At 69.3% G+C, this 18329-nt stretch carries 19 protein-coding genes; 12 read left to right on the top strand and 7 right to left on the bottom strand.

Features of this window, described 5'->3' with window-relative positions:
• Positions 1 to 173: alkylphosphonate utilization protein (locus tag V6M42_RS13025; RefSeq protein ID WP_332678871.1), on the bottom strand; the 173-nt coding region annotated here is incomplete at its 3' end.
• 69 nt (positions 174 to 242) lie between these two features.
• Between V6M42_RS13025 and ccmC the strand changes: the two genes are divergently transcribed.
• The 5 genes from ccmC (at position 243) to V6M42_RS13000 (ending at position 2770) form a co-directional block, all read left to right on the top strand.
• Positions 243 to 962 (top strand): heme ABC transporter permease CcmC, encoded by a 720-nt coding sequence (gene ccmC / locus V6M42_RS13020; protein ID WP_332678869.1) that lies wholly within the window; start codon positions 243 to 245, stop codon positions 960 to 962.
• A gap of 1 nt (position 963) precedes the next feature.
• Positions 964 to 1122: a heme exporter protein CcmD gene (ccmD, locus tag V6M42_RS13015; protein WP_332657808.1), complete on the top strand. Its 159-nt coding sequence runs from the start codon at positions 964 to 966 to the stop codon at positions 1120 to 1122.
• Entirely contained in the window at positions 1119 to 1685 is a 567-nt protein-coding gene (locus V6M42_RS13010; protein ID WP_332678868.1) for a DsbE family thiol:disulfide interchange protein, read from the top strand. Before ccmD ends, V6M42_RS13010 begins: the two co-directional genes overlap by 4 nt.
• 34 nt (positions 1686 to 1719) lie before the next feature.
• Positions 1720 to 1944 carry a hypothetical protein gene (locus tag V6M42_RS13005; RefSeq protein ID WP_332657810.1) on the top strand — a complete coding sequence of 75 codons (225 nt, stop codon included), beginning with the start codon at positions 1720 to 1722 and terminating at the stop codon, positions 1942 to 1944.
• A gap of 76 nt (positions 1945 to 2020) precedes the next feature.
• The gene (locus V6M42_RS13000; RefSeq protein ID WP_442880970.1) at positions 2021 to 2770 is read left to right on the top strand and encodes a DUF1223 domain-containing protein; all 750 of its coding nucleotides are present in this window, start codon (positions 2021 to 2023) and stop codon (positions 2768 to 2770) included.
• A 235-nt stretch (positions 2771 to 3005) separates the two neighbouring features.
• Here the strand turns inward: V6M42_RS13000 and V6M42_RS12995 are convergent, their stop codons facing one another.
• Positions 3006 to 4082 carry a phosphotransferase family protein gene (locus V6M42_RS12995; RefSeq protein WP_332678865.1) on the bottom strand — a complete coding sequence of 359 codons (1077 nt, stop codon included), beginning with the start codon at positions 4080 to 4082 and terminating at the stop codon, positions 3006 to 3008.
• Positions 4079 to 5584 (bottom strand): glycerol kinase GlpK, encoded by a 1506-nt coding sequence (gene glpK, locus V6M42_RS12990; RefSeq protein WP_332678863.1) that lies wholly within the window; start codon positions 5582 to 5584, stop codon positions 4079 to 4081. Before glpK ends, V6M42_RS12995 begins: the two co-directional genes overlap by 4 nt.
• 253 nt (positions 5585 to 5837) lie before the next feature.
• On the opposite strand from glpK, the gene V6M42_RS12985 reads away from it, so the two are divergent.
• Together V6M42_RS12985 and V6M42_RS12980 are read left to right on the top strand one after the other, a co-directional pair.
• Complete coding sequence (locus V6M42_RS12985; protein WP_332657814.1) at positions 5838 to 6830, top strand: threonine ammonia-lyase; 993 nt, start codon at positions 5838 to 5840, stop codon at positions 6828 to 6830.
• A gap of 10 nt (positions 6831 to 6840) precedes the next feature.
• A complete protein-coding gene (locus V6M42_RS12980) occupies positions 6841 to 7326 on the top strand; it encodes a MaoC family dehydratase (protein ID WP_332678862.1) in 486 nt (161 codons plus the stop codon).
• A gap of 177 nt (positions 7327 to 7503) precedes the next feature.
• Here V6M42_RS12980 and V6M42_RS12975 read toward each other — a convergent pair whose 3' ends face one another.
• Both V6M42_RS12975 and V6M42_RS12970 read right to left on the bottom strand, forming a co-directional pair.
• Positions 7504 to 8436 (bottom strand): Gfo/Idh/MocA family protein, encoded by a 933-nt coding sequence (locus tag V6M42_RS12975; RefSeq protein ID WP_332678860.1) that lies wholly within the window; start codon positions 8434 to 8436, stop codon positions 7504 to 7506.
• Between the two features lie 57 nt (positions 8437 to 8493).
• Positions 8494 to 9654 carry a DegT/DnrJ/EryC1/StrS family aminotransferase gene (locus tag V6M42_RS12970; protein WP_332678858.1) on the bottom strand — a complete coding sequence of 387 codons (1161 nt, stop codon included), beginning with the start codon at positions 9652 to 9654 and terminating at the stop codon, positions 8494 to 8496.
• 164 nt (positions 9655 to 9818) lie between these two features.
• Between V6M42_RS12970 and V6M42_RS12965 the strand changes: the two genes are divergently transcribed.
• Together V6M42_RS12965 and V6M42_RS12960 are read left to right on the top strand one after the other, a co-directional pair.
• The gene (locus tag V6M42_RS12965) at positions 9819 to 10331 is read left to right on the top strand and encodes a D-glycero-alpha-D-manno-heptose-1,7-bisphosphate 7-phosphatase (RefSeq protein WP_332658687.1); all 513 of its coding nucleotides are present in this window, start codon (positions 9819 to 9821) and stop codon (positions 10329 to 10331) included.
• A 69-nt stretch (positions 10332 to 10400) separates the two neighbouring features.
• Entirely contained in the window at positions 10401 to 11276 is an 876-nt protein-coding gene (locus V6M42_RS12960) for an alpha/beta fold hydrolase (protein WP_332678856.1), read from the top strand.
• Between the two features lie 134 nt (positions 11277 to 11410).
• Here V6M42_RS12960 and V6M42_RS12955 read toward each other — a convergent pair whose 3' ends face one another.
• Complete coding sequence (locus tag V6M42_RS12955; RefSeq protein WP_332678855.1) at positions 11411 to 13453, bottom strand: NAD(+) synthase; 2043 nt, start codon at positions 13451 to 13453, stop codon at positions 11411 to 11413.
• Positions 13454 to 13740: 287 nt separating this feature from the next.
• On the opposite strand from V6M42_RS12955, the gene ftsY reads away from it, so the two are divergent.
• The 3 genes from ftsY to V6M42_RS12940 all read left to right on the top strand — a co-directional run bounded on the left by ftsY (position 13741) and on the right by V6M42_RS12940 (position 16033).
• Positions 13741 to 14676: a signal recognition particle-docking protein FtsY gene (ftsY, locus tag V6M42_RS12950; RefSeq protein WP_332678853.1), complete on the top strand. Its 936-nt coding sequence runs from the start codon at positions 13741 to 13743 to the stop codon at positions 14674 to 14676.
• A 1-nt stretch (position 14677) separates the two neighbouring features.
• Entirely contained in the window at positions 14678 to 15322 is a 645-nt protein-coding gene (locus tag V6M42_RS12945; RefSeq protein WP_332678851.1) for an inner membrane-spanning protein YciB, read from the top strand.
• A gap of 87 nt (positions 15323 to 15409) precedes the next feature.
• Positions 15410 to 16033: a MarR family winged helix-turn-helix transcriptional regulator gene (locus V6M42_RS12940; RefSeq protein ID WP_332678848.1), complete on the top strand. Its 624-nt coding sequence runs from the start codon at positions 15410 to 15412 to the stop codon at positions 16031 to 16033.
• Between the two features lie 190 nt (positions 16034 to 16223).
• Here the strand turns inward: V6M42_RS12940 and V6M42_RS12935 are convergent, their stop codons facing one another.
• Positions 16224 to 18164 carry a prolyl oligopeptidase family serine peptidase gene (locus tag V6M42_RS12935; protein WP_332678846.1) on the bottom strand — a complete coding sequence of 647 codons (1941 nt, stop codon included), beginning with the start codon at positions 18162 to 18164 and terminating at the stop codon, positions 16224 to 16226.
• Between the last annotated feature and the right edge of the window lie 165 nt (positions 18165 to 18329).

Here is an 18329-nt window from a genome sequence, read left to right as displayed (position 1 = left end):
ACATTGGCCTCGATCTCGTCCGTGTCGCCGGTCAGGCGGATGTTCTTGACCAGCGTGCCGCGCTTCAGCGTCACCCCGCCCGAGCCCTTGACCTTCAGGTCCTTGATCAGGGTCACGCTGTCGCCGTCCGCCAGGACGTTGCCGTTCGAGTCCTTGGTCACATCGTCAGTCATGGCGGGGCCTTCAGGGTTGCGAGCGAGGCGCTCTAGCACAGCATCCGCGTCCCCACTAAGAACCTCCTGATGTTTCTCGCCAACCCCGACCGCTTCCTGCGCTTCACCCGGCCGCTGACCCCGGCGCTGTGGGCCTTCGCCGGCCTGCTGCTGGCCGTCGGGACCTGGCTCGCCTTCGCCGCGCCCGAGGACTATCAGCAGGGCGACACGGCGCGGATCATGTTCGTCCATGTGCCCGCCGCCTCGGTGGGGCTGATGATCTATGCGGCCCTGGGCGTCTCCAGCTTCTTCGCCCTGGTGTTCCGCCATCCGCTGGCCGACGCCGCGGCGCGGGCCGCGGCCCTGCCCGGGGCGGCCTACACCCTGCTGGCGCTGGTCACCGGCAGCCTGTGGGGCAAGCCGATGTGGGGCGCCTGGTGGGCGTGGGGCGACGCGCGGCTGATGTCGGTGCTGATCCTGTTCCTGTTCTACCTCGGCTACATGGCCCTGCGCGCCTCGATCGACGACGAGGCCAAGGCCGCCCGCGCCGCCGCCGTCCTGGGGCTGGTGGGTCTGGTCAATCTGCCGATCGTGAAATTCTCGGTCGACTGGTGGAACACCCTGCATCAGCCGGCCTCGCTGCTGCGCGCCGACGGCCCGGCCATGCCCGCCGTCTTCCTGACCCCGCTGCTGACCATGATGGCCGCCTTCGGGGTCTTCTTCCTCGCCGTCTGGATCACCGCGATCCGCACCGAGATCGTCCGCCGCCGGGTCCTGGCCCTGCGCGCCCGAAGAGCCCAGGAGGCCTGAGATGATCGACCTCGACATGGGCGCCTACGCCGCCTTCGTCTGGCCCGCCTGGGGGATCAGCGCCGTCGTCCTGACCGCCCTGGCCGTCCGCGCCGTGGTCGCCGCCCGACGCTGGAACGCCGAACTGAAACAGCTCGACAAGGACGCGCCGAAATCATGAGCCGCTGGCTCTCCGTCATCCCGCTGGTCATCCTCGCCGCGCTGGCCGCCCTGTTCATCGGCTGGTCGCTGAAGCGCGATCCGGCGGTCAAGCCCGACGCCCTCGTCGGCCAGTCGGTCCCCGAGACCGTCCTGCCGATCCTGAACGGCGTCATCCCCGGCCCCGGCCATGTCGACCTCAAGACCGCCGGCGTCGGCAAGCCCATGCTGGTCAATGTCTTCGCCAGCTGGTGCCTGCCCTGCAGGGTGGAACATCCGAAGCTGATGGCGCTCAAGGCCCGCGGCGTCGCCGTCGTCGGCGTGGCCTGGAAGGACGACCCCGCCGACACCCGCCGCTTCCTCGACGAACTGGGCGATCCCTATTCCATGGTGCTGGTCGACCGCGACGGCCGGGCCGGGCTGGATCTGGGCATCACCGGCGCGCCCGAGACCTTCGCCGTCAACGCCATGGGCCAGGTCGTGGCCAAGTCCTCCGGCCCCCTGGTCGACGACGCCGAGATCGAGCGTATGGTCGCCGCCATCCAGGCCCCGCCCCGGCCGCTGCCGACCGCAACATCGCGTTAACCCATTTCCGACGGTTTTGATTAACCCTGTCGGCATGAGCGCGATTCGACCCGACCTGATCTCGACCCTGTTCCCCGCCCACGCCCCCGGCGCCTCGCCCGTGCGCGCCTCGCGCTCGGACTTCTTCAAGGCGGCGCTGGACAAGGCCGAGGGCCCGGCCGCCGAGCCGACGCTGCGCGCCGCCGCGCCGCAGCCGACCCCGGCCGCCTTCGAGGAACGCCCGACCCGCCCGGGCGCCCTGCTGGACATCCGCATCTAGGTCCACCGGCCCTTTCGGCCTTCACGCGAAAATGAGCGGCGCGTTTTCGCCCGCCGTGATTAACCTCCCCGCCATGGTGAGGGGTTTGACCATTCCTGCGGCCGCGCTGGCGGCCGCATTGCTGGCGGCGACGGCGGGCGCCCAGCCGGCGCCCAGGCGCGTCGTCCACCGCGATGCGCCGCCGCCCGAGCCTGTCGTCGTCGAACTGTTCACCGCCCAGGGCTGCGCCGGCTGCCCCGAGGCCAACGCCCGCGTCGAGGCCGTGGCCGCCGAGCCCGGCGTCATCGCCCTGACCTACGCCGTCGACTACTGGGACTACCTCGGCTGGGAAGACACCTTCGCCAAGCCCGAATTCTCCCAGCGCCAGCGCGCCTATCGCCGCCCCCTGCGCCTGCGCGACGTCTCCACCCCGCAGGTCGTGATCGACGGCCGCCGCCAGGTCGTCGGCGCCGGCGGCGCCGCGCTTCAATCCGCCATCGACGAGGAGGCCGCGCGCCGCATCTTCCCGCCCGAGATCGAGTTCCGTGAAAGCGGCGACCGCGTCGGCGTCGGCTCGGGCACGGTTCCCGCCGGCGGAGCCGAGATCGTGGCCGTCATGTACACGCCCGGTCCGCAGACGGTGGAGATCCAGCGCGGCGACAACCGCGGCCGCAGCGTGCGCCACACCAATGTCGTGCGTTCGGTCCGGACCCTCGGCGACTGGACCGGCCAGCCGGGCCTCTACGCCCTGCCTGCGGCGCGCGACCCCGATCAGGCGGTGGCCATTCTCGTCCAGAGCAAGACCGACCGCCGCATCCTCAACGGCGCCGTCCTGCCGCCTCGCTGACTCCAGCGATTGCTGGTTCATCACGAAGGACACAAAGGAAGGGCACAAAGGACACAACGGGTCCTGTGCGACTGTCGGTTCGGAGGGCCCACACCGAGGAACCATAGGCGCGGCGTACGCCGCAATCCGGACATGCGCCGCAGCAGGGCGCTGCTCCCGACACAGCTCCGGTCCCGTCGTGTCCTTTGTGGCCCTTCGTGTCCGTTGTGATGAACCTTCCGGCCCGCGGATCGCCTCAGGCGCCCGCCTTCTTCGCGAAGCTCAAAGCCCCCGCGGCCAGCATCGGCACCTGCGCCGCCAGGGTCCGCGCGTGTTCGCTGGCGGCGGTGCCGTCGCGCACCCGCCCCGCGATCCCCTGACAGATGGCCGCCAGCCGGAACAGATTGTAGGCGAACAGCCAGTCCAGATTCTGCGGCGTCGCCCCGGTCAGCCGCGCATAACGCTCGACCGTCTGCCCGACCGAAGGAATCCCCAGCGCCTCGATATCGGCTCCCGCCAGTCCATTCCGCGCCGTCGCCGGGATCACCCAGGCGATCAGCAGATAGGAAAAGTCCGCCATCGGATCGCCCAGCGTCGACAGCTCCCAGTCCAGCACCGCCCTGACCTGCGGCGCATCCGGGGCGAGGATCATGTTGTCCAGCCGGAAGTCGCCATGCACGATCCGCGTCGGCCCCTCCGGCGGCAGGGTCGCCGGCAGGAATTCGATCAGCCGGTCCATGGCCGGGATCGGATCGATCTCGGACGCCCGATACTGTTTCGTCCACCGCCCGACCTGCCGCTCGAAATAGTTGCCCGGCCGCCCGTAGTCGCCCAGCCCGATGGCGGCGGGATCGAAGGCGTGCAGCGCGGCCAGCGTATCGACCTGCGCCTCATAGATGGCCCGCCGTTCCGACGGCTCCATCCCCGGCAGCTTCAGGTCCCACAGCACCCGGCCCTCGACCTTGTCCATGACGTAGAACATCGAGCCGATCACGCCGTCGTCCGTACACAGAGCATGGGGCCGGGCGACAGGATAGCCCTGCGCATGCAGGGCCGAAATGACCGTGAACTCGCGGTCCACCGCATGGGCGCTGGCCAGCAGCGTCCCCGGCGGCTTGCGGCGCAGCACATAGGTCCGGCCCGGCGTCGTCAGCTCATAGGTCGGGTTGGACTGGCCGCCCTTGAACTGCCGCACCGTCAGCGGTCCGGCGTACCCTTCGACGTTCGCCGACAGCCAGCGATCCAGCGCAGTCTCGTCCAGCGCATAGCGGGGATCGACCTCGCGCGTGCCCGAAAAGGCCGCCTGGGCGTCGGAAAGGTCTGTCTGGGTCATGCTTCGTCCGGGTTGGCGGCGATGATGGCCGCCCGCACCGCCCCGCGCCAGCCCTTCAGCAGCCGTTCGCGCTCGTCCGCCCCCATGCGCGGCGTCCAGCGCGCCGGCGGATCGACCGGGTGGTCCTCCAGATCGCCGATCAGGCCGACGCCCAGCGCCGCCAGCTTGGCCGCCCCCAGCGCCGTCATCTCCTGGAACGCCGGCCGCTCGACCACGACGTCGCAGATGTCGGCCACGAACTGCATGGCGAAGGCGTTGGCGGTCACCCCGCCGTCGACCTTCAGCACCTTCAGCTTCGGGGCCCCGTCCTTGGCCAGGGCGTCCAGCAGGTCGCGGGTCTGATAGGCCAGCGACTCCAGCCCCGCCCGCACCATATGCGCCGGCCCGCTGTCGCGCGTCAGACCGGTGATCGTCCCCCGCGCCTCCGGCTCCCACCAGGGCGCGCCCAGACCGGTGAAGCCGGGCACCAGATAGACCCCGCCGTTGTCCTTCAGCCCCTGCGCCATCGCCTCGGACTGGCGCGACTCGCTGATCACCTTCAGCCCGTCGCGCAGCCACTGGATCGCCGACCCGGCGGAGAAGATCGACCCCTCCAGCGCATAAGCGACATCGTCCCCGACGGCATAGCCGAGGGTGCCCAGCAGCCGACTGGTCGAGCCGACCGGCGCCCCGCCGACATTGGCGACCAGGAACGCCCCGGTCCCGTAGGTGATCTTGGCGTCCCCGGCCTTCAGCGCCCCGTGTCCGACCAGCGCCGCCTGCTGGTCCCCCGCCGCGCCATGGATCGGCAGGGAGCCGCCGAACAGCGACGGCTCGCAGTCGCCCATCTTGTCCGCACAACCGCGGATTTCCGGCAGCACCGCCATCGGCACATGGAACAGCTCGGCCAGATCGGTCCGCCATTTCCGCGTGCCGAGATCCATCAGCGAGGTCCGGCTGGCGTTGGTGGCGTCGGTGACATGGCTCGTCCCGCCGGTCAGCTTCCAGATCAGCCAGGTCTCGATCGTCCCGACCTTGACCTCGCCCTTCGCCGCCCGGTCCCGCGCGCCCGGAACCGCGTCCAGCAGCCAGGCGAATTTCGAGGCCGAGAAATAGGGGTCCAGGATCAGCCCCGTCGCCGCCTGCACCATCGGCTCCTGCCCCGCGGCGGCGAGTTTGCCGGTCGCGGCGGCGGTGCGCCGGTCCTGCCAGACGATGGCGCGGTGCAGCGGCTCGCCGGTCTCCGCGTCCCACAGCACGGACGTCTCGCGCTGGTTGGTGATGCCGACGGCCGCGAAGCGCCAGACGCCCCCCGCCTTGCGGATGACCTCGCGGCAGGTCTGCAGCGTCGCCGTCCAGATTTCCCCGGCGTCATGTTCGACCCAGCCCGAATGCGGGAAATGCTGCTCCAGCTCGATCTGGCTGACGGCCACGGGCCTCAGCCCCCCCTCCGGCGCGGTCTCGAAGGCGATGGCCCGGGTCGAGGTCGTACCCTGGTCGATGGCGAGGATGAGAGACTTCATGGGGGCAGGTTAGAGCGGCGGTCGGCAGACTCAACCGATCATCGCGGCGCAGCCGCAGACCTTGGGTCAGCCCTGGACCGGAGGGTTCACCACAACGAGCACAACGAGGTCACAAAGGACACAACGGGGCCCGCGCCAGCCTCCCATCCCGCCGTGTTCGTCGTGACCTCGTTGTGCTCGTTGTGATGAACCTCCCGGCTGCCGCCTCAAAAGCCCGGCTTCGCCGGGAGGAATTCACGCGGTATGGAGAGACATGCACATCGCCTCCTTCTCCGGCGTTCAGGACGCCGCCCGCCAGATCGCCGGCCACGCCGTGCGCACGCCCCTGATCGAGAGCCCGGCCCTGAACGAACGCGCCGGCGGCCGCATCCTGATGAAGGCCGAGACCCTGCAGGTCGCCGGCGCCTTCAAATTCCGCGGAGCCTACAACCGCATCAGCCGCCTGACCGAGGCCGAGAAGGCGCGCGGCGTCGTCGCCTATTCCTCCGGCAACCACGCCCAGGCCGTGGCGGCCGCGGCCCGGATGGTGGGCACGACGGCGATCATCGTCATGCCCGCCGACAGCCCGAAGGTGAAGGTCGACGGCGTCATCGCCTTCGGCGGCGAGGTGCGGATGTACGACCGCTACACCGAGAGCCGCGAGGCCATCGGCGAGGAGATCGCGGAATCGAGGGGTTCGGTGCTGGTGCGCCCGTTCGACGACCCCTTCGTCATCGAGGGCCAGGGCACGATCGGCCTCGAGATCATCGACCAGGCCAAGGCCCTCGGCATCGCCCCGCTGGACCAGCTGGTCTGCGGCGCCTCGGGCGGCGGGCTGATCGCCGGCATCAATCTGGCCATGGCGGCCCAGGCGCCGCACGCGCCGGTGATCGCCGTCGAACCGAAACACTACAACGACATGCAGCTGTCGATCGCCGCCGGCCAGCGGATGACCTACGCCCCGGCGCCCGGCACCATCTGCGACGCCCTGATGACCGACCGCCCGGGCGAGCTGACCTTCCCCATCAACCGCCGCATTGACCGCGTCGAGACCGTCTCCGACGCCGAGGTCGCCGAGGCCGTCCGCTACGCCTTCCGCGTGCTGAAACTGGTGGTCGAGCCCGGCGGCGCCGTGTCGCTGGCCGCCGTCCTGGCCGGCAAGGTCGAGACGAAGGGCCGCGCCACCGCCCTGGTCCTGTCGGGCGGCAATGTCGATCCGGCCCTGTTCGCCGCCATCATCGAAGACCGCTTCACCCCCATCGCCTGAGGAGACGCCCATGAGCCGCACCGAACGCAGGGGCGCGCCCACGCCCGTCGCCGACCTGCCCGGCCTGATCGGTCAGGAGATCGGCGTCAGCCGCTGGATCACCGTGGACCAGGCCCGTATCGACGCCTTCGCCGAGATCACGGAAGACCGCCAGTTCATCCACATCGACCCGGTCGCGGCGGCGCAGACCCCGTTCGGCGGAACCATCGCCCACGGCTTCCTGACCCTCAGCCTGCTGTCGGCCATGACCTATGACGCCGTGCCGCCGCTGGAAGGCGTGGTGATGGGCGTCAACTACGGCTTCGACAAACTGCGCTTCCTCGCCCCGGTGCGGGCGGGCTCGAACGTCCGGGGACGGTTCAAGCTGCTCTCCGCCGAGGACAAGGGCGGCGGCCGCTGGCTGCTCAAGCACGAGGTCACGGTCGAGATCGACGGCGCCGAAAAGCCCGCGCTGATCGCGGAATGGCTGGGGATGCAGGTGGTGGGCGAGGGCTAGCGGTCCCCCCGCGCCGGCGCCACCCGGCCGGATCCCTCACAGGTCGGGCAGGGCCGGTCGCCGACCAGGCCCGTGCCGTTGCAGCCGGGACAGAGCGCGTCGTCGGCGTCATCGCCGGGCGCGGGCGTGACAGGAATCTCGGTCATGCGCCGATAACGCGTCGGCGGGGCGGAGGGTTCACCCCTCGCCCAGACACCTCAGGGCCACTTCCAGATTGCGCAGTCCGTCCTCGCCCGTCACCGCCGGGGCTTCACCGGTGCGGATCGCATGGGCGAAGGCCTCCAGCTCCTTCTTCAGCGGCTCGGCGGGCCAGCTGTTCACCGCCCGGGTCTGGTACGAGCCGTCGGGCTGCTGGCCGAAATACTCCGTGACCTGACGGGTGATCAGGTCGGCGACCACGAACTTGCCCATGGTGGCGACCTGCAGCGTCCGCACCTTGTAGGGCGTGACCCAGTTGGTGGTGATGTGGGCGATGGTCCCGTTGGCCAGGCGGAATTGCAGCAGGGCCGTGTCCTCGCGCTCGGCCTTCGTCCGGGCCAGCTGCGGCTGGACCTCGACGATCTCCGAATCCGTCAGATGGCGGATGATGTCGATGTCGTGCACCGCCAGGTCGATGACCACCCCGACCTCGCCCATGCGCGGCGGGAAGGGGCCGACGCGGGTGATCTGGATCGAGATCACGTCCTCGCCCTCGATGGCCCGCTTCACGGCGTCCACGGCCGGATTGAACCGCTCGACCTGGCCGACCATCAGCACCCGGTTGTTCGCCTTCGCGGCGTCGATCATCCGCTGGGCGTCGGCGACGGTGGCGGCGATCGGCTTCTCGACCAGGACGTGGACGCCCTTCTCCAGCAGGGCGACGCCCAGTTCGGCATGGTGCCGGTTCGGCGTGGCGACCACGGCGGCGTCCAGCCCTGCCGCGACGAAGTCCGCCGCCGTGGTGAAGGCCTGCGCCTCGTACAGGCCCGCGACCCCGTCGGCCGTGGCGGCATCCGGATCGAAGACGGCGGTCAGTTCGAAGTCGCGGATGTCCGACAGCACGCGGGCGTGGTTGCGCCCCATGACGCCGACGCCGGCGACGCCGACCTTGAGGGGGGTGGGATGATTCATGCTCTTTCCTCGCCGTCATTCCGGGGCGCCGCAGGCGAAACCGGCATGACGGTCCTATCATTTTTTGAACGAGGCGACCGCCGCGATGATCCTGTCCTGCGTCGCCTCGTCGAGGTCCGCGTGCATGGGCAGGCTGATCACCCGCTGCATCAGCCGCTCGGTCACCGGCAGGCCCTGCGGCCCGCGCGGATACATGTCATAGGCCGGCTGCAGGTGCAGCGGGATCGGATAGTACACCGCCGTCGGCACGCCCTGTTCCTTCAGATGCGCCGCCAGACCATCCCGGTCCTCGTGCTCGATGGTGTACTGCGCCCAGTTGGAGACATTGCCGGCCGGCACGTCCGGCAGGGCGGCCACATGGGCGCGCAGGCCCTCGTTGTATCGGGCCGCGATCCGGTTGCGCCATTCGATCTCCTGACCGAACACCTTCAGCTTCTCGATCAGGACGGCGGCCTGGATGGTGTCCAGACGGCTGTTCAGGCCGATGCGCATGTTCAGATATTTGGGATCGTGGTCGAAGGTCTTGCCTTCCAGATCGCGCGCCACCGCCTTGCCGTGCACGCGGATGGAATCGATCAGCTGGGCCAGGTCGTCGTCATTGGTCAGCACCGCCCCGCCGTCGCCGTAGCAGCCCAGCGGCTTGGCCGGGAAGAAGCTGGTGGTGGTGATGTCGGCCCATTTCAGCGGATGCTCGCCGCCGATGGTGCAGCCGAAGCCCTGGGCCGAATCCGAAATCAGCTTGAGGCCGTGCCTGTCGCAGATCGCCTTGATGGCCGGATAGTCGGCGGGCTGGCCGAACAGGTCGACGGCGATGACCACGCGGGGCTTCAGCCGGCCTTCCTTGATGGTCGCCTCGATGGCGGCCTCGAGGTGGCCGGGGTCCATGTTGTAGGTCTTCGCGTCCACATCGATGAAGACCGGCTCGGCGTCGAACCAGGGCACGATCTCGGCGGTGGCGGCGAAGGTGAAGCTGGGCACGAAGACCGCATCGCCTCGCCCGATCCCCCAGGCCATCAGCGGCAGGGCCAGGGCGTCCGTGCCGTTGGCGCAGCCCAGGGCGTGCTTCGCCTGGCCGAAGGCGGCCAGATCGGCCTCGAACTGCCGCACCTGCGGTCCCATGACCCAGGCGCCGCCGACCACGGCCTCGGCCACGGCGGCCTCGATCTTTCCGTCCAGGCGAAGACGCTGGGCCTGAAGGTCGATGAAGGGAATGGACATGTCGGACGCTCTCCGGTCGCGCGGGCGCTGGCGGCGTCAGCCCTCGGGGGGAGACGCTTTGGTCGCGCCTCCTACCAAATCCGTCGCGGCCACGCCAAATCGCGCGCCGTCACTTCGCGTGACGGGTTGCAACGAAGGCGTACGGCGGCGTATGCGACCCGACCATGACCACCGGCGTTCCCGCCGTGTTTCTCGATCGCGACGGCGTCCTGATCGAGGACACCGGCTATCCCCATCTGGAAGAGCACCTCCGCCTCGTGCCCGGCGCGCCCGAGGCCGTGCGCCGGCTGAACCAGCTCGGCTATCTGTGCGTCATCGTCACCAACCAGTCCGGCGTCGCGCGCGGCCTGTTCAGCGAAGACCAGATGAAGGCCTTCAACGCCCTGATCGTGCGGCGGCTGGCCGGCAAGGGCGCCATCATCGGCGCCGTCTACGCCTGCCCCTTCCATTCGGAAGGCCGGGTCGAGGCCTGGATCCACCCCGACCACCCGGACCGGAAACCCAATCCCGGCATGATCCTGCGCGCCATCGCCGACCACCACATCGATCCGGCGAAGAGCTTCATGATCGGCGACCAGCCTTCCGACATGGAGGCCGCCCGCCGCGCCGGCGTGCCGGGCTTCCAATTCGAGGGCGGCAACCTCGACGCCTTCGTCCGGGACCTGCTGGGCCACTAGGGCGACGACCCGATGTGGGATTTCCCGCTCCGATGAAATAGGCTGCGGTACGACGTCCCGGAGCCCTGCATGTCCAAGACCTTCGCCGACCGCCGCTGGACCAGCGCCGACGGCCTCAGCCTCTACGCCCGCGACTATGCGGCGGGCCCCGGCCCGGCGAAGCTGCCGGTCGTCGCCATCCACGGCCTGACGCGCAACTCCGCCGATTTCGACGCCATCGCCCCCCTGATCGCCCAGAGCGGCCGCCGCGTCCTGGCCGTCGACATCCGGGGCCGGGGGCGGTCCGACCGCGCGCCCGATCCGATGACCTACCAGCCCGCGACCTACGCCCAGGACGTGCTGGCCCTGCTGAAACAGGGCGGCGTCGAGCGCGCCGTCTTCCTCGGCACCTCCATGGGCGGGCTGATCACCATGGCCGTCGCCGCGATCCGCTCGAAGGTCATCGCCGGCGCCATCCTCAACGACATCGGCCCCGAGGTGGCGAAGGAGGGGCTGATGCGCATCGCCGCCTATTCCGGCCAGCCCGTCGACACCCCCGGCTGGCCCGAGGCCGCGGCCTATGTGAAGCTGCACAACGCCGTCGCCTTCCCCCACTACACGGACGCCCAATGGGACGCCTTCGCCCGGCGGGTCTTCCGCATCGGCGCCGAGGGCGCGCCGGTTCTCGACTACGATCCCGACATCGCCGTGCCGATCCGGGCCGCGGGGGCCAAGGCGCTGGTCCCCAACCTGTGGCCCATGTTCACCCGCCTGACCCGGGGCCGCCCCGTCCTGCTGGTGCGGGGCGAGACCTCGGACCTGCTGACCGCCGACATCGCCGCGAAGATGCGCAAGCGCGCCCCGAAAATGGACTATGTCGAGGCCCCCGGCGTCGGCCACGCCCCCATGCTGGACGAACCCGAGGTCAAGGCGGCGATCTTCCCGTTCCTGAACGAGCTGCCGTAGCGAAGTGGCTGGTGGCTAGTGGCTAGCGATTGTAGTTTCACGGACGGCGGAAGGGCGACGCGGTCAGCACGGCCGCGCAGGCGGCGGCCAGCCACTAGCCACCAGCCACCAGCCACCAGCCACCAGCCACTCCCTCAGTCCGGAACGTTCGCGTCCAGCTCGTCCAGCCAGACCCGCGCCGTCGCGTCCGACGGGGCGCGCCAGTCGCCGCGCGGCGACAGCGAGCCGCCCGTCACCACCTTGGGCCCGTTGGGCATGGCCGAGCGTTTGAACTGACTGGTCTGGAAGAAGCGGATCAGGAATTTGCGCAACCACGCCTTGATGACCGGCAGGTCGTAGGCGACCCGCTCGGCCTCCGGCATGGCCGTCGGCCAGAGCCCGCCAGTTGTATCCTTCCACGCCTGATGCGCCAGATACGCCACCTTCGACGGCTTCAGCCCGAAGCGCGAAATATAGAACAGGAAGAAGTCGTTCAGGGCGTACGGCCCTACCGTCCCCTCCGTCGACTGGATCTTCCCGTCGGCGCCGGCCGGCACCAGTTCGGGCGAAATCTCGGTTTCCAGAATGGCGTTCAGCACCGCCGCGGCGTCGCCCGAATGCTCCTTCGCCGCCACCCAGCGGATCAGGTGCCGGATCAGCGTCTTCGCCACCCCGCCGTTGACGTTGTAGTGGCTCATATGGTCGCCGACGCCATAGGTCGCCCAGCCCAGCGCCAGTTCGGACAGATCGCCGGTGCCCAGCACGAAGGCGCGGTGCTGGTTGGCCAGCCGGAACAGATAGTCCGTCCTCAGACCGGCCTGCACATTCTCGAAAGTGATGTCGTGCACCGGCTCGCCCATGGCGAAGGCGTGGCCGATGTCGCCCAGCATCTGGGTCGCGGCCGGACGGATGTCGATCTCGGACCCCGTGACGCCCAGCGCCTTCATCAGCCGCCAGGCGTTCGACCTGGTCCCTTCCGAGGTCGCGTATCCCGGCAGGGTGAAGCCCAGGATGTTCGATCGCGGCAGCTTCAGCCGGTCGAAGGCCCGGCAGGCGACCAGCAGGGCCTGGGTCGAATCCAGCCCGCCCGAGACGCCGATCACGACCCGTTCGCCGTTCGTCGCCTTCATCCGGCGCATCAGACCCTGCACCTGGATGTTGAAGGCCTCGTAGCAGTCCTGGTCCAGCCGCGCCGGGTCGTCCGGCACGAAGGGGAAGCGGTCCAGCGGCCGGATCAGGTCGCCCGATGCGGCGCCCTCATAAGCCTCGAACGGCACCACCGTCGCCGGCTCGCCCTCGATGCGCGCGCAGTCGGCGAAGGTGCCGTTGCGCAGCCGGTCCAGGCCGATCCGCTCGACATCGATGTCGGCGACCGTCAGATGGCTCTCCAGCGAGAACCGTTCGCCCTCGGCCAGTTTCGCGCCCAGTTCGTGGATCGTCGCCTGACCGTCCCAGGCCAGGTCGGTGGTGCTCTCGCCCCAGCCCGAGGCGGTGAAGACATAGGCCGCCTGCGCCCGCGTCGACTGGCTGGCGCACAGCACGGCGCGCTCGTCGGCCTTGCCGATGACGATGTTGGACGCCGACAGGTTCAGCAGGATCCGCGCGCCCGCCAGCGCCGCCCGCGTCGAGGGCGGCAGCGGCGCCCAGAAGTCCTCGCAAATCTCGGCGGCGAAGACGAAGCCCGGACGGTTGGCCGCCTCGAACACCAGACCCGGCGCAAAATCGATCGTCTCGCCGTTGAGCACGATCAGGTCCTCGGACCGGCTGGCCGCCGGCGCGAACCAGCGCTTCTCGTAATATTCGCGATAGTTCGGCAGATAGGTCTTGGGCACGACCCCAAGCACCGCCCCCGACCCGAGCACCACGGCGCAGTTGTAGAGTACATCGCCGTTCCGGACCGGCGCGCCGATCACGGCGACCACCCCCGCCTCGTCCGCGACATCGGCCAGCTCGACGATCTGGCGCTCCACCTCGGCCAGCAGGGCGTCCTGCATCAGCAGGTCGTCGATGGCGTAGCCGCTCAGCGACAGCTCCGGAAAGACGATCAGATCCACGCCCTGTTCGCCCGCCTGACGGATCAGGGCGGCGTGCTCCTCCGCATTGGCGGCCGGATCGGCGATGTGCACGACCGGCGTCGCGGCGGCCACGCGCACGAAGCCGTGGGTGCGGGAGGAATGGAACGGGTGGGTCTTGGGCAAGGCTGTGATCCTGAGCTCAGGGCGTTCTAGCGTGACAACGCGCCGGGGTCACTCATGGTGTCCTTGCGCCCCGCTCCCCTCCTCCGCACCGTCACCCTCGGGCTTGACCCGAGGGCCAGACCGTCCGGTGCTCCGTCGGGGACTGCCGGACCACCCTCGCCCGGCCGCCCCCCGGCGCACAGCCCGGCACGACGTCTGATCCTCGGGTCAAGCCCGAGGATGACGGGGTTGGAGGGTATCGGGATTGAGCGGGTGACGCGCCCGCATTGCCCCGCTAAAGCCAAGACATGAACGATACGCCGAAAAAGGGCTGGCTCTCGCGGCTGAGCGAGGGACTTTCCCGCTCCTCCAAACAGATGACCGAGCAGGTCGTCGCCGCCTTCGTCAAGGAACCGCTCAGCGAGGCCGCGCTCGACCAGCTGGAAGAGCACCTGCTGGAAAGCGATCTGGGGCCCGCCGCCACCGACCGCATCGTCGCCCGCTTCCGCGAACTGCGCTTCGGGGGCGGCGCCAACGAGCGCGAGGTCAAGGAGGCCCTGGCCGAGGCCGTCGCCTCCGAACTGGTCAACCACGAGGCCCGCTACGAGCCGCTCAACGGCCCCCGCCCCTTCGTCACCCTGTTCGTCGGCGTCAACGGCTCGGGCAAGACCACCACCCTGGGCAAGATCGCCGCCGATCTGACGTCCCAGGGCGCCAAGGTCATGATCGTGGCCTGCGACACCTTCCGCGCCGCCGCCCGCGAACAGCTGAAGGTCTGGTCCGAACGCGCCGGCGCCACCTTCGAAAGTCGCCGCGACGGCGCCGACCCCGCGGGCCTCGCCTTCGACGCCTACACCCGGGCCAGGGCCGAGGGCTTCGACGTCGTTCTGATCGACACCGCCGGCCGGCTGCAGAACAAGTCCGCCCTGATGGACGAATTGCTCAAGATCGTCCGGGTGCTGAAGAAGATCGACCCCGAGGCCCCGCATGAGACGCTTCTCGTGCTCGACGCCACCGTCGGGCGCAACGCCCTCGCCCAGGAACAGATCTTCGGCCGCACCGCCTATGTCTCCGGACTGGTCATGACCAAGCTGGACGGCACCGCGCGCGGCGGGGTCCTCGTCCCCGTCGCCCAGGCCTCGGACGCCCCGATCAAGCTGATCGGCGTCGGCGAAGGCATCGACGACCTGCAACCCTTCGACGCGCGAGCCTTTTCAAGATCTCTGGTGGGGCTCGAGGACTGACATGACCGACACGCCGCCCGCCCACTCCGAGGGATCGTCCGCCAACAATCGCGCCTGGATTCGTCAGGCCGTCGACTTCGGGGCCCTGGTCGCCTTCGCCGGCGCCTATGTCTTCCTGCGCGTGCGCGGCCTGGACGGGCGCGAGGCCATGGTCCAGGCGACCTGGGTGCTGGTCGCCGCCTCGGCCATCGCCCTGATCGTCGGCTATGCGGTCGAGCGGCGTCTGGCGCCCCTGCCCCTGCTGGCCGGCGGCTTCGCCCTGATCTTCGGCGGCCTGACCCTGTTCTTCCACGATCCGTCGCTGCTGAAGATCAAGCTCAGCATACAGAACGGCCTGCTGGCCGCCGTGCTTCTGGGTTCGCTGCCGCTGGGAAAATACCCGTTCAAATATCTGCTGGGCGACTCCATCAAGGTCACCGACGACGCCTGGCGCGGGCTGACGCTCCGCTACGGCCTGTATTTCGCGACGATCGCCGTCGCCAACGAGATCGTCTGGCGCACCCAGACGGATGACACATGGGTCGCCTTCCGCGGCTTCATCTGGATCGCCGCCTGCGTCTTCGGCCTGCTGCAGATCCCCTACATCCTCAAACACCTGATCAGGGACGAGGAACCCGGACCCGTCTCTCCGGACTCCGGCCTATAGGCGGGGTTTCGGCCCGGGCGTATCGTCCGTCGTCAAACCGTAAAACGCGGCTGCTACCTGTAGCGTCACACCGAGGGGATACGGTCGATGGTCAAGTCCGGAAACAAGGCGAGACGCAGCGGCGGTCTGGGCGGCTCGCCCAGCCACCTGATTCACCGCGCATTGCAGCTGGCGCTCGACATCTATTCGGAAGAGACGGGCGCGGATGGTCTGACCCAGCGCCAGTTCGCCGTCCTTGAGGCCGTCAGCCACAAGTCCGGCCTGACCCAGACCGATCTGGTCCGCGCCACCGGCATCGACCGCTCGACCCTCGCCGATCTGGTCTCGCGCATGACGGTCAAGGGCCTGCTTGACCGCGAGAAGTCCGTGGTCGACGCCCGCGCCAAGGCCGTGCGCCTGTCGGCCGCCGGTCAGGCCGCCCTGGACGCCGCCCGCCCGAAGGTCGAGGCCGCCGACAAGCGGATCCTGGCCCTCCTGCCCAAGAGCAAGCGGGACGGCTTCCTGGACCTGCTGTCCGAACTGGCCGGCGAGGCGGACGCCGCCCCCGACAAGGCCCGGGCCGAGGCCCGCGCCGCCAGGAAGGCCGCCCGCGAGGCGAAGAAGGCCGAGAAGCTGGCGAAGAAGGCGGACAAGTCCGGCAAGGCGCCCAAGGCCGAGAAGCCGGCCAAGGCGGCCAAGCCCAAGAAGGCCAAGGTGCTGGAACCGGCCTGAGTCTTCCCGGGCCGCCATCCCGTTTCACACCGTCATCCTCGGGCTTGACCCGAGGATCAGACTGTCCGGTGCTCCGCAGGGATTGCACGACCACGCTCGCAGGGCCGTCCCTGCCGCACAGCCCGCCACCCGCCTCTGATCCTCGGGTCAAGCCCGAGGATGACGGCCGGGAGGGCTGCGCGGAGTTTCCTCAGTCCATCAACTGCTGGCTCAGATACACATAGTGCCTTGCCCAGCGGCGCGCGTTGGCCACCGGATCGGCGTCGTTGGAGTGCCCGCCCGACGTCTCCTCGTAATAGAGGTGGTCGTGCCCCTGCTCGCCCAGCCGCGCGGCGAATTTGCGCGCATGCCCCGGATGCACCCGGTCGTCCCGCGTGTTGGTGGTGATGTAGACGCGCGGATACTCCGTGTCCGGACGAAGCTGCTGATAGGCCGAATAGCGGGCGATATAGGCCGCCTCTTCCGGGATGCGCGGGTCGCCGTATTCGCCGATCCACGACGCGCCCGCGGGCAGTTCGTGATAGCGCAGCATGTCGATCAGCGGGCTTTCGATCACCGCGGCATTGATCAGCTCCGGATGCTGGGTCACGGCCACCGAGGTCAGCACCCCGCCGTTCGACCGGCCGTAGATGCCCGTCCGGCGCGGCGAGGTGATGCCCCGCGTCTGCAGGTCGCGCGCGACGGCCGCATAGTCGTCGAAGGCCAGCTGGCGGTGTTCCTTCAGCACGCTCTGGTGCCAGGCCGGTCCGAACTCGCCGCCGCCGCGGATGTTGGCGTTGACATAGACGCCGCCGTTCTCGAGCCACAGCTTGCCCATCTCGGGGATGTAGATCGGCGGCTTGGACACCTGGAACCCGCCGTAGCCATAGATGATCGTCGGCGCATGGCCGTCCATCACCAGATCCTTCGGCCGCACCACGAAATAGGGAATCTTCGTCCCGTCCGACGACGTCGCCTCGAACTGCTCCACCACATGGGTCGAGGCGTCGAAGCGGGCGGGGGCAGCGCGGAGCGTTTCCGTCGCCCCGGTCTGCGTATTGGCGAGACTTAGCGTCGAGGGCGTCAGGAAGCCTTCGACGGAGTAGAAGAACCGGCCGGTATTGCGTGACGTATCGCCAAGGCTGACGGCCACATTGTCCGGTACAGGAACATTCCGCTCATGCCAGCCGGCTTGGCCACGCTCGAACACCACCAGCCGCCCCCGGACGTTGTCGTACAGGGTCGCAACGACATCGCCGTCGTCCAGCACCGCCACGTCCTCGATCGACTGCCGCTCGTCAGGCGCGAACAGGACCTCGTCAGGGATTCGGGAGGGCAGATCGCCGGGGCCGGGAACAGTGCGCAGCCGGGCCAGATCGGCCGCGACCAGAGAGCCCGCCTTCCACGACCGGCCGGCTCGCGACCAGTCTTCGTCGAGCGTCAGAACCAGCATCTGACCGAGAACTCCCCGGACATTGACCCGTTCGGGAAGCTGCAGCCGGTGCGCGATCGCGCCCCGAAGCTCCCAAGTCTCCGCCCGGAACGTATCGAGGGGCCGCTGGATCAGAACCGCCAGCACGGCGCCGTCGCCGTTCCGGTAGACATTGGGACTGACCCCATACCCCCCGTCGCCGATGTCGCCGCGATAGACCTCCGTCGCCTGCGCCAGCGTCTGGCCGCGTTTCAGCGATTTGACGATGAAGGGGTAGCCCGACTCCGTCAGGGTGTTGGGGCCGAAGTCCGTGGCCACCAGCAGCGTGTCGCGGTCCAGCCATTCCAGCCGGTGCTTGCCCTCGGGCAGGATGAAACCGTCCTCGACCCACAGCCCGGTGGCGGTGTTGAACTCGCGCACCACGACCGCGTCCTTGCCGCCGTCGGACAGGCTGACCAGGCACCGCGTCTCGTCCGGCGCCAGGCAGTCGGCGCCCTTCCAGACCCAGTCCTTGCCCTCGGCCCGCGACAGGGCGTCGATGTCCAGCATCGTCTCCCACCGTGTATTGGCAGAGCGATAGCTCTCCAGCGTCGTGCGCCGCCAGATCCCCTTCGGATTGGCCGCGTCCTGCCAGAAGTTTCCGATGCCCTCGCCGAGGAAGCTCGGACCCGGAATCCGGTCGGTCGCCGTCAGGATCGCCTCCGCCTGCCGCCGCCGCATATGCCGGCCGACCTGACGCCTGCGGGCGTGCGGGCCGCGGACGATCATCTGGCGCTGGAAGAGGTTAATGGGGCCGAGGCCATGGCCTTCGTGGCGGAGTCCAACCGCCGGGCCCTGGCGTCGCTGGAGGGCGACCGGCGCTATGAGACCTTCCGCCAGCAGGCG

Source organism: Brevundimonas sp. (assembly GCF_036677305.1).
Classification (GTDB): Bacteria; Pseudomonadota; Alphaproteobacteria; order Caulobacterales; family Caulobacteraceae; genus Brevundimonas.
The sequence above is the reverse complement of the archived record's forward strand: the minus strand, read 5'-3'. Positions and strand labels throughout refer to the sequence as shown.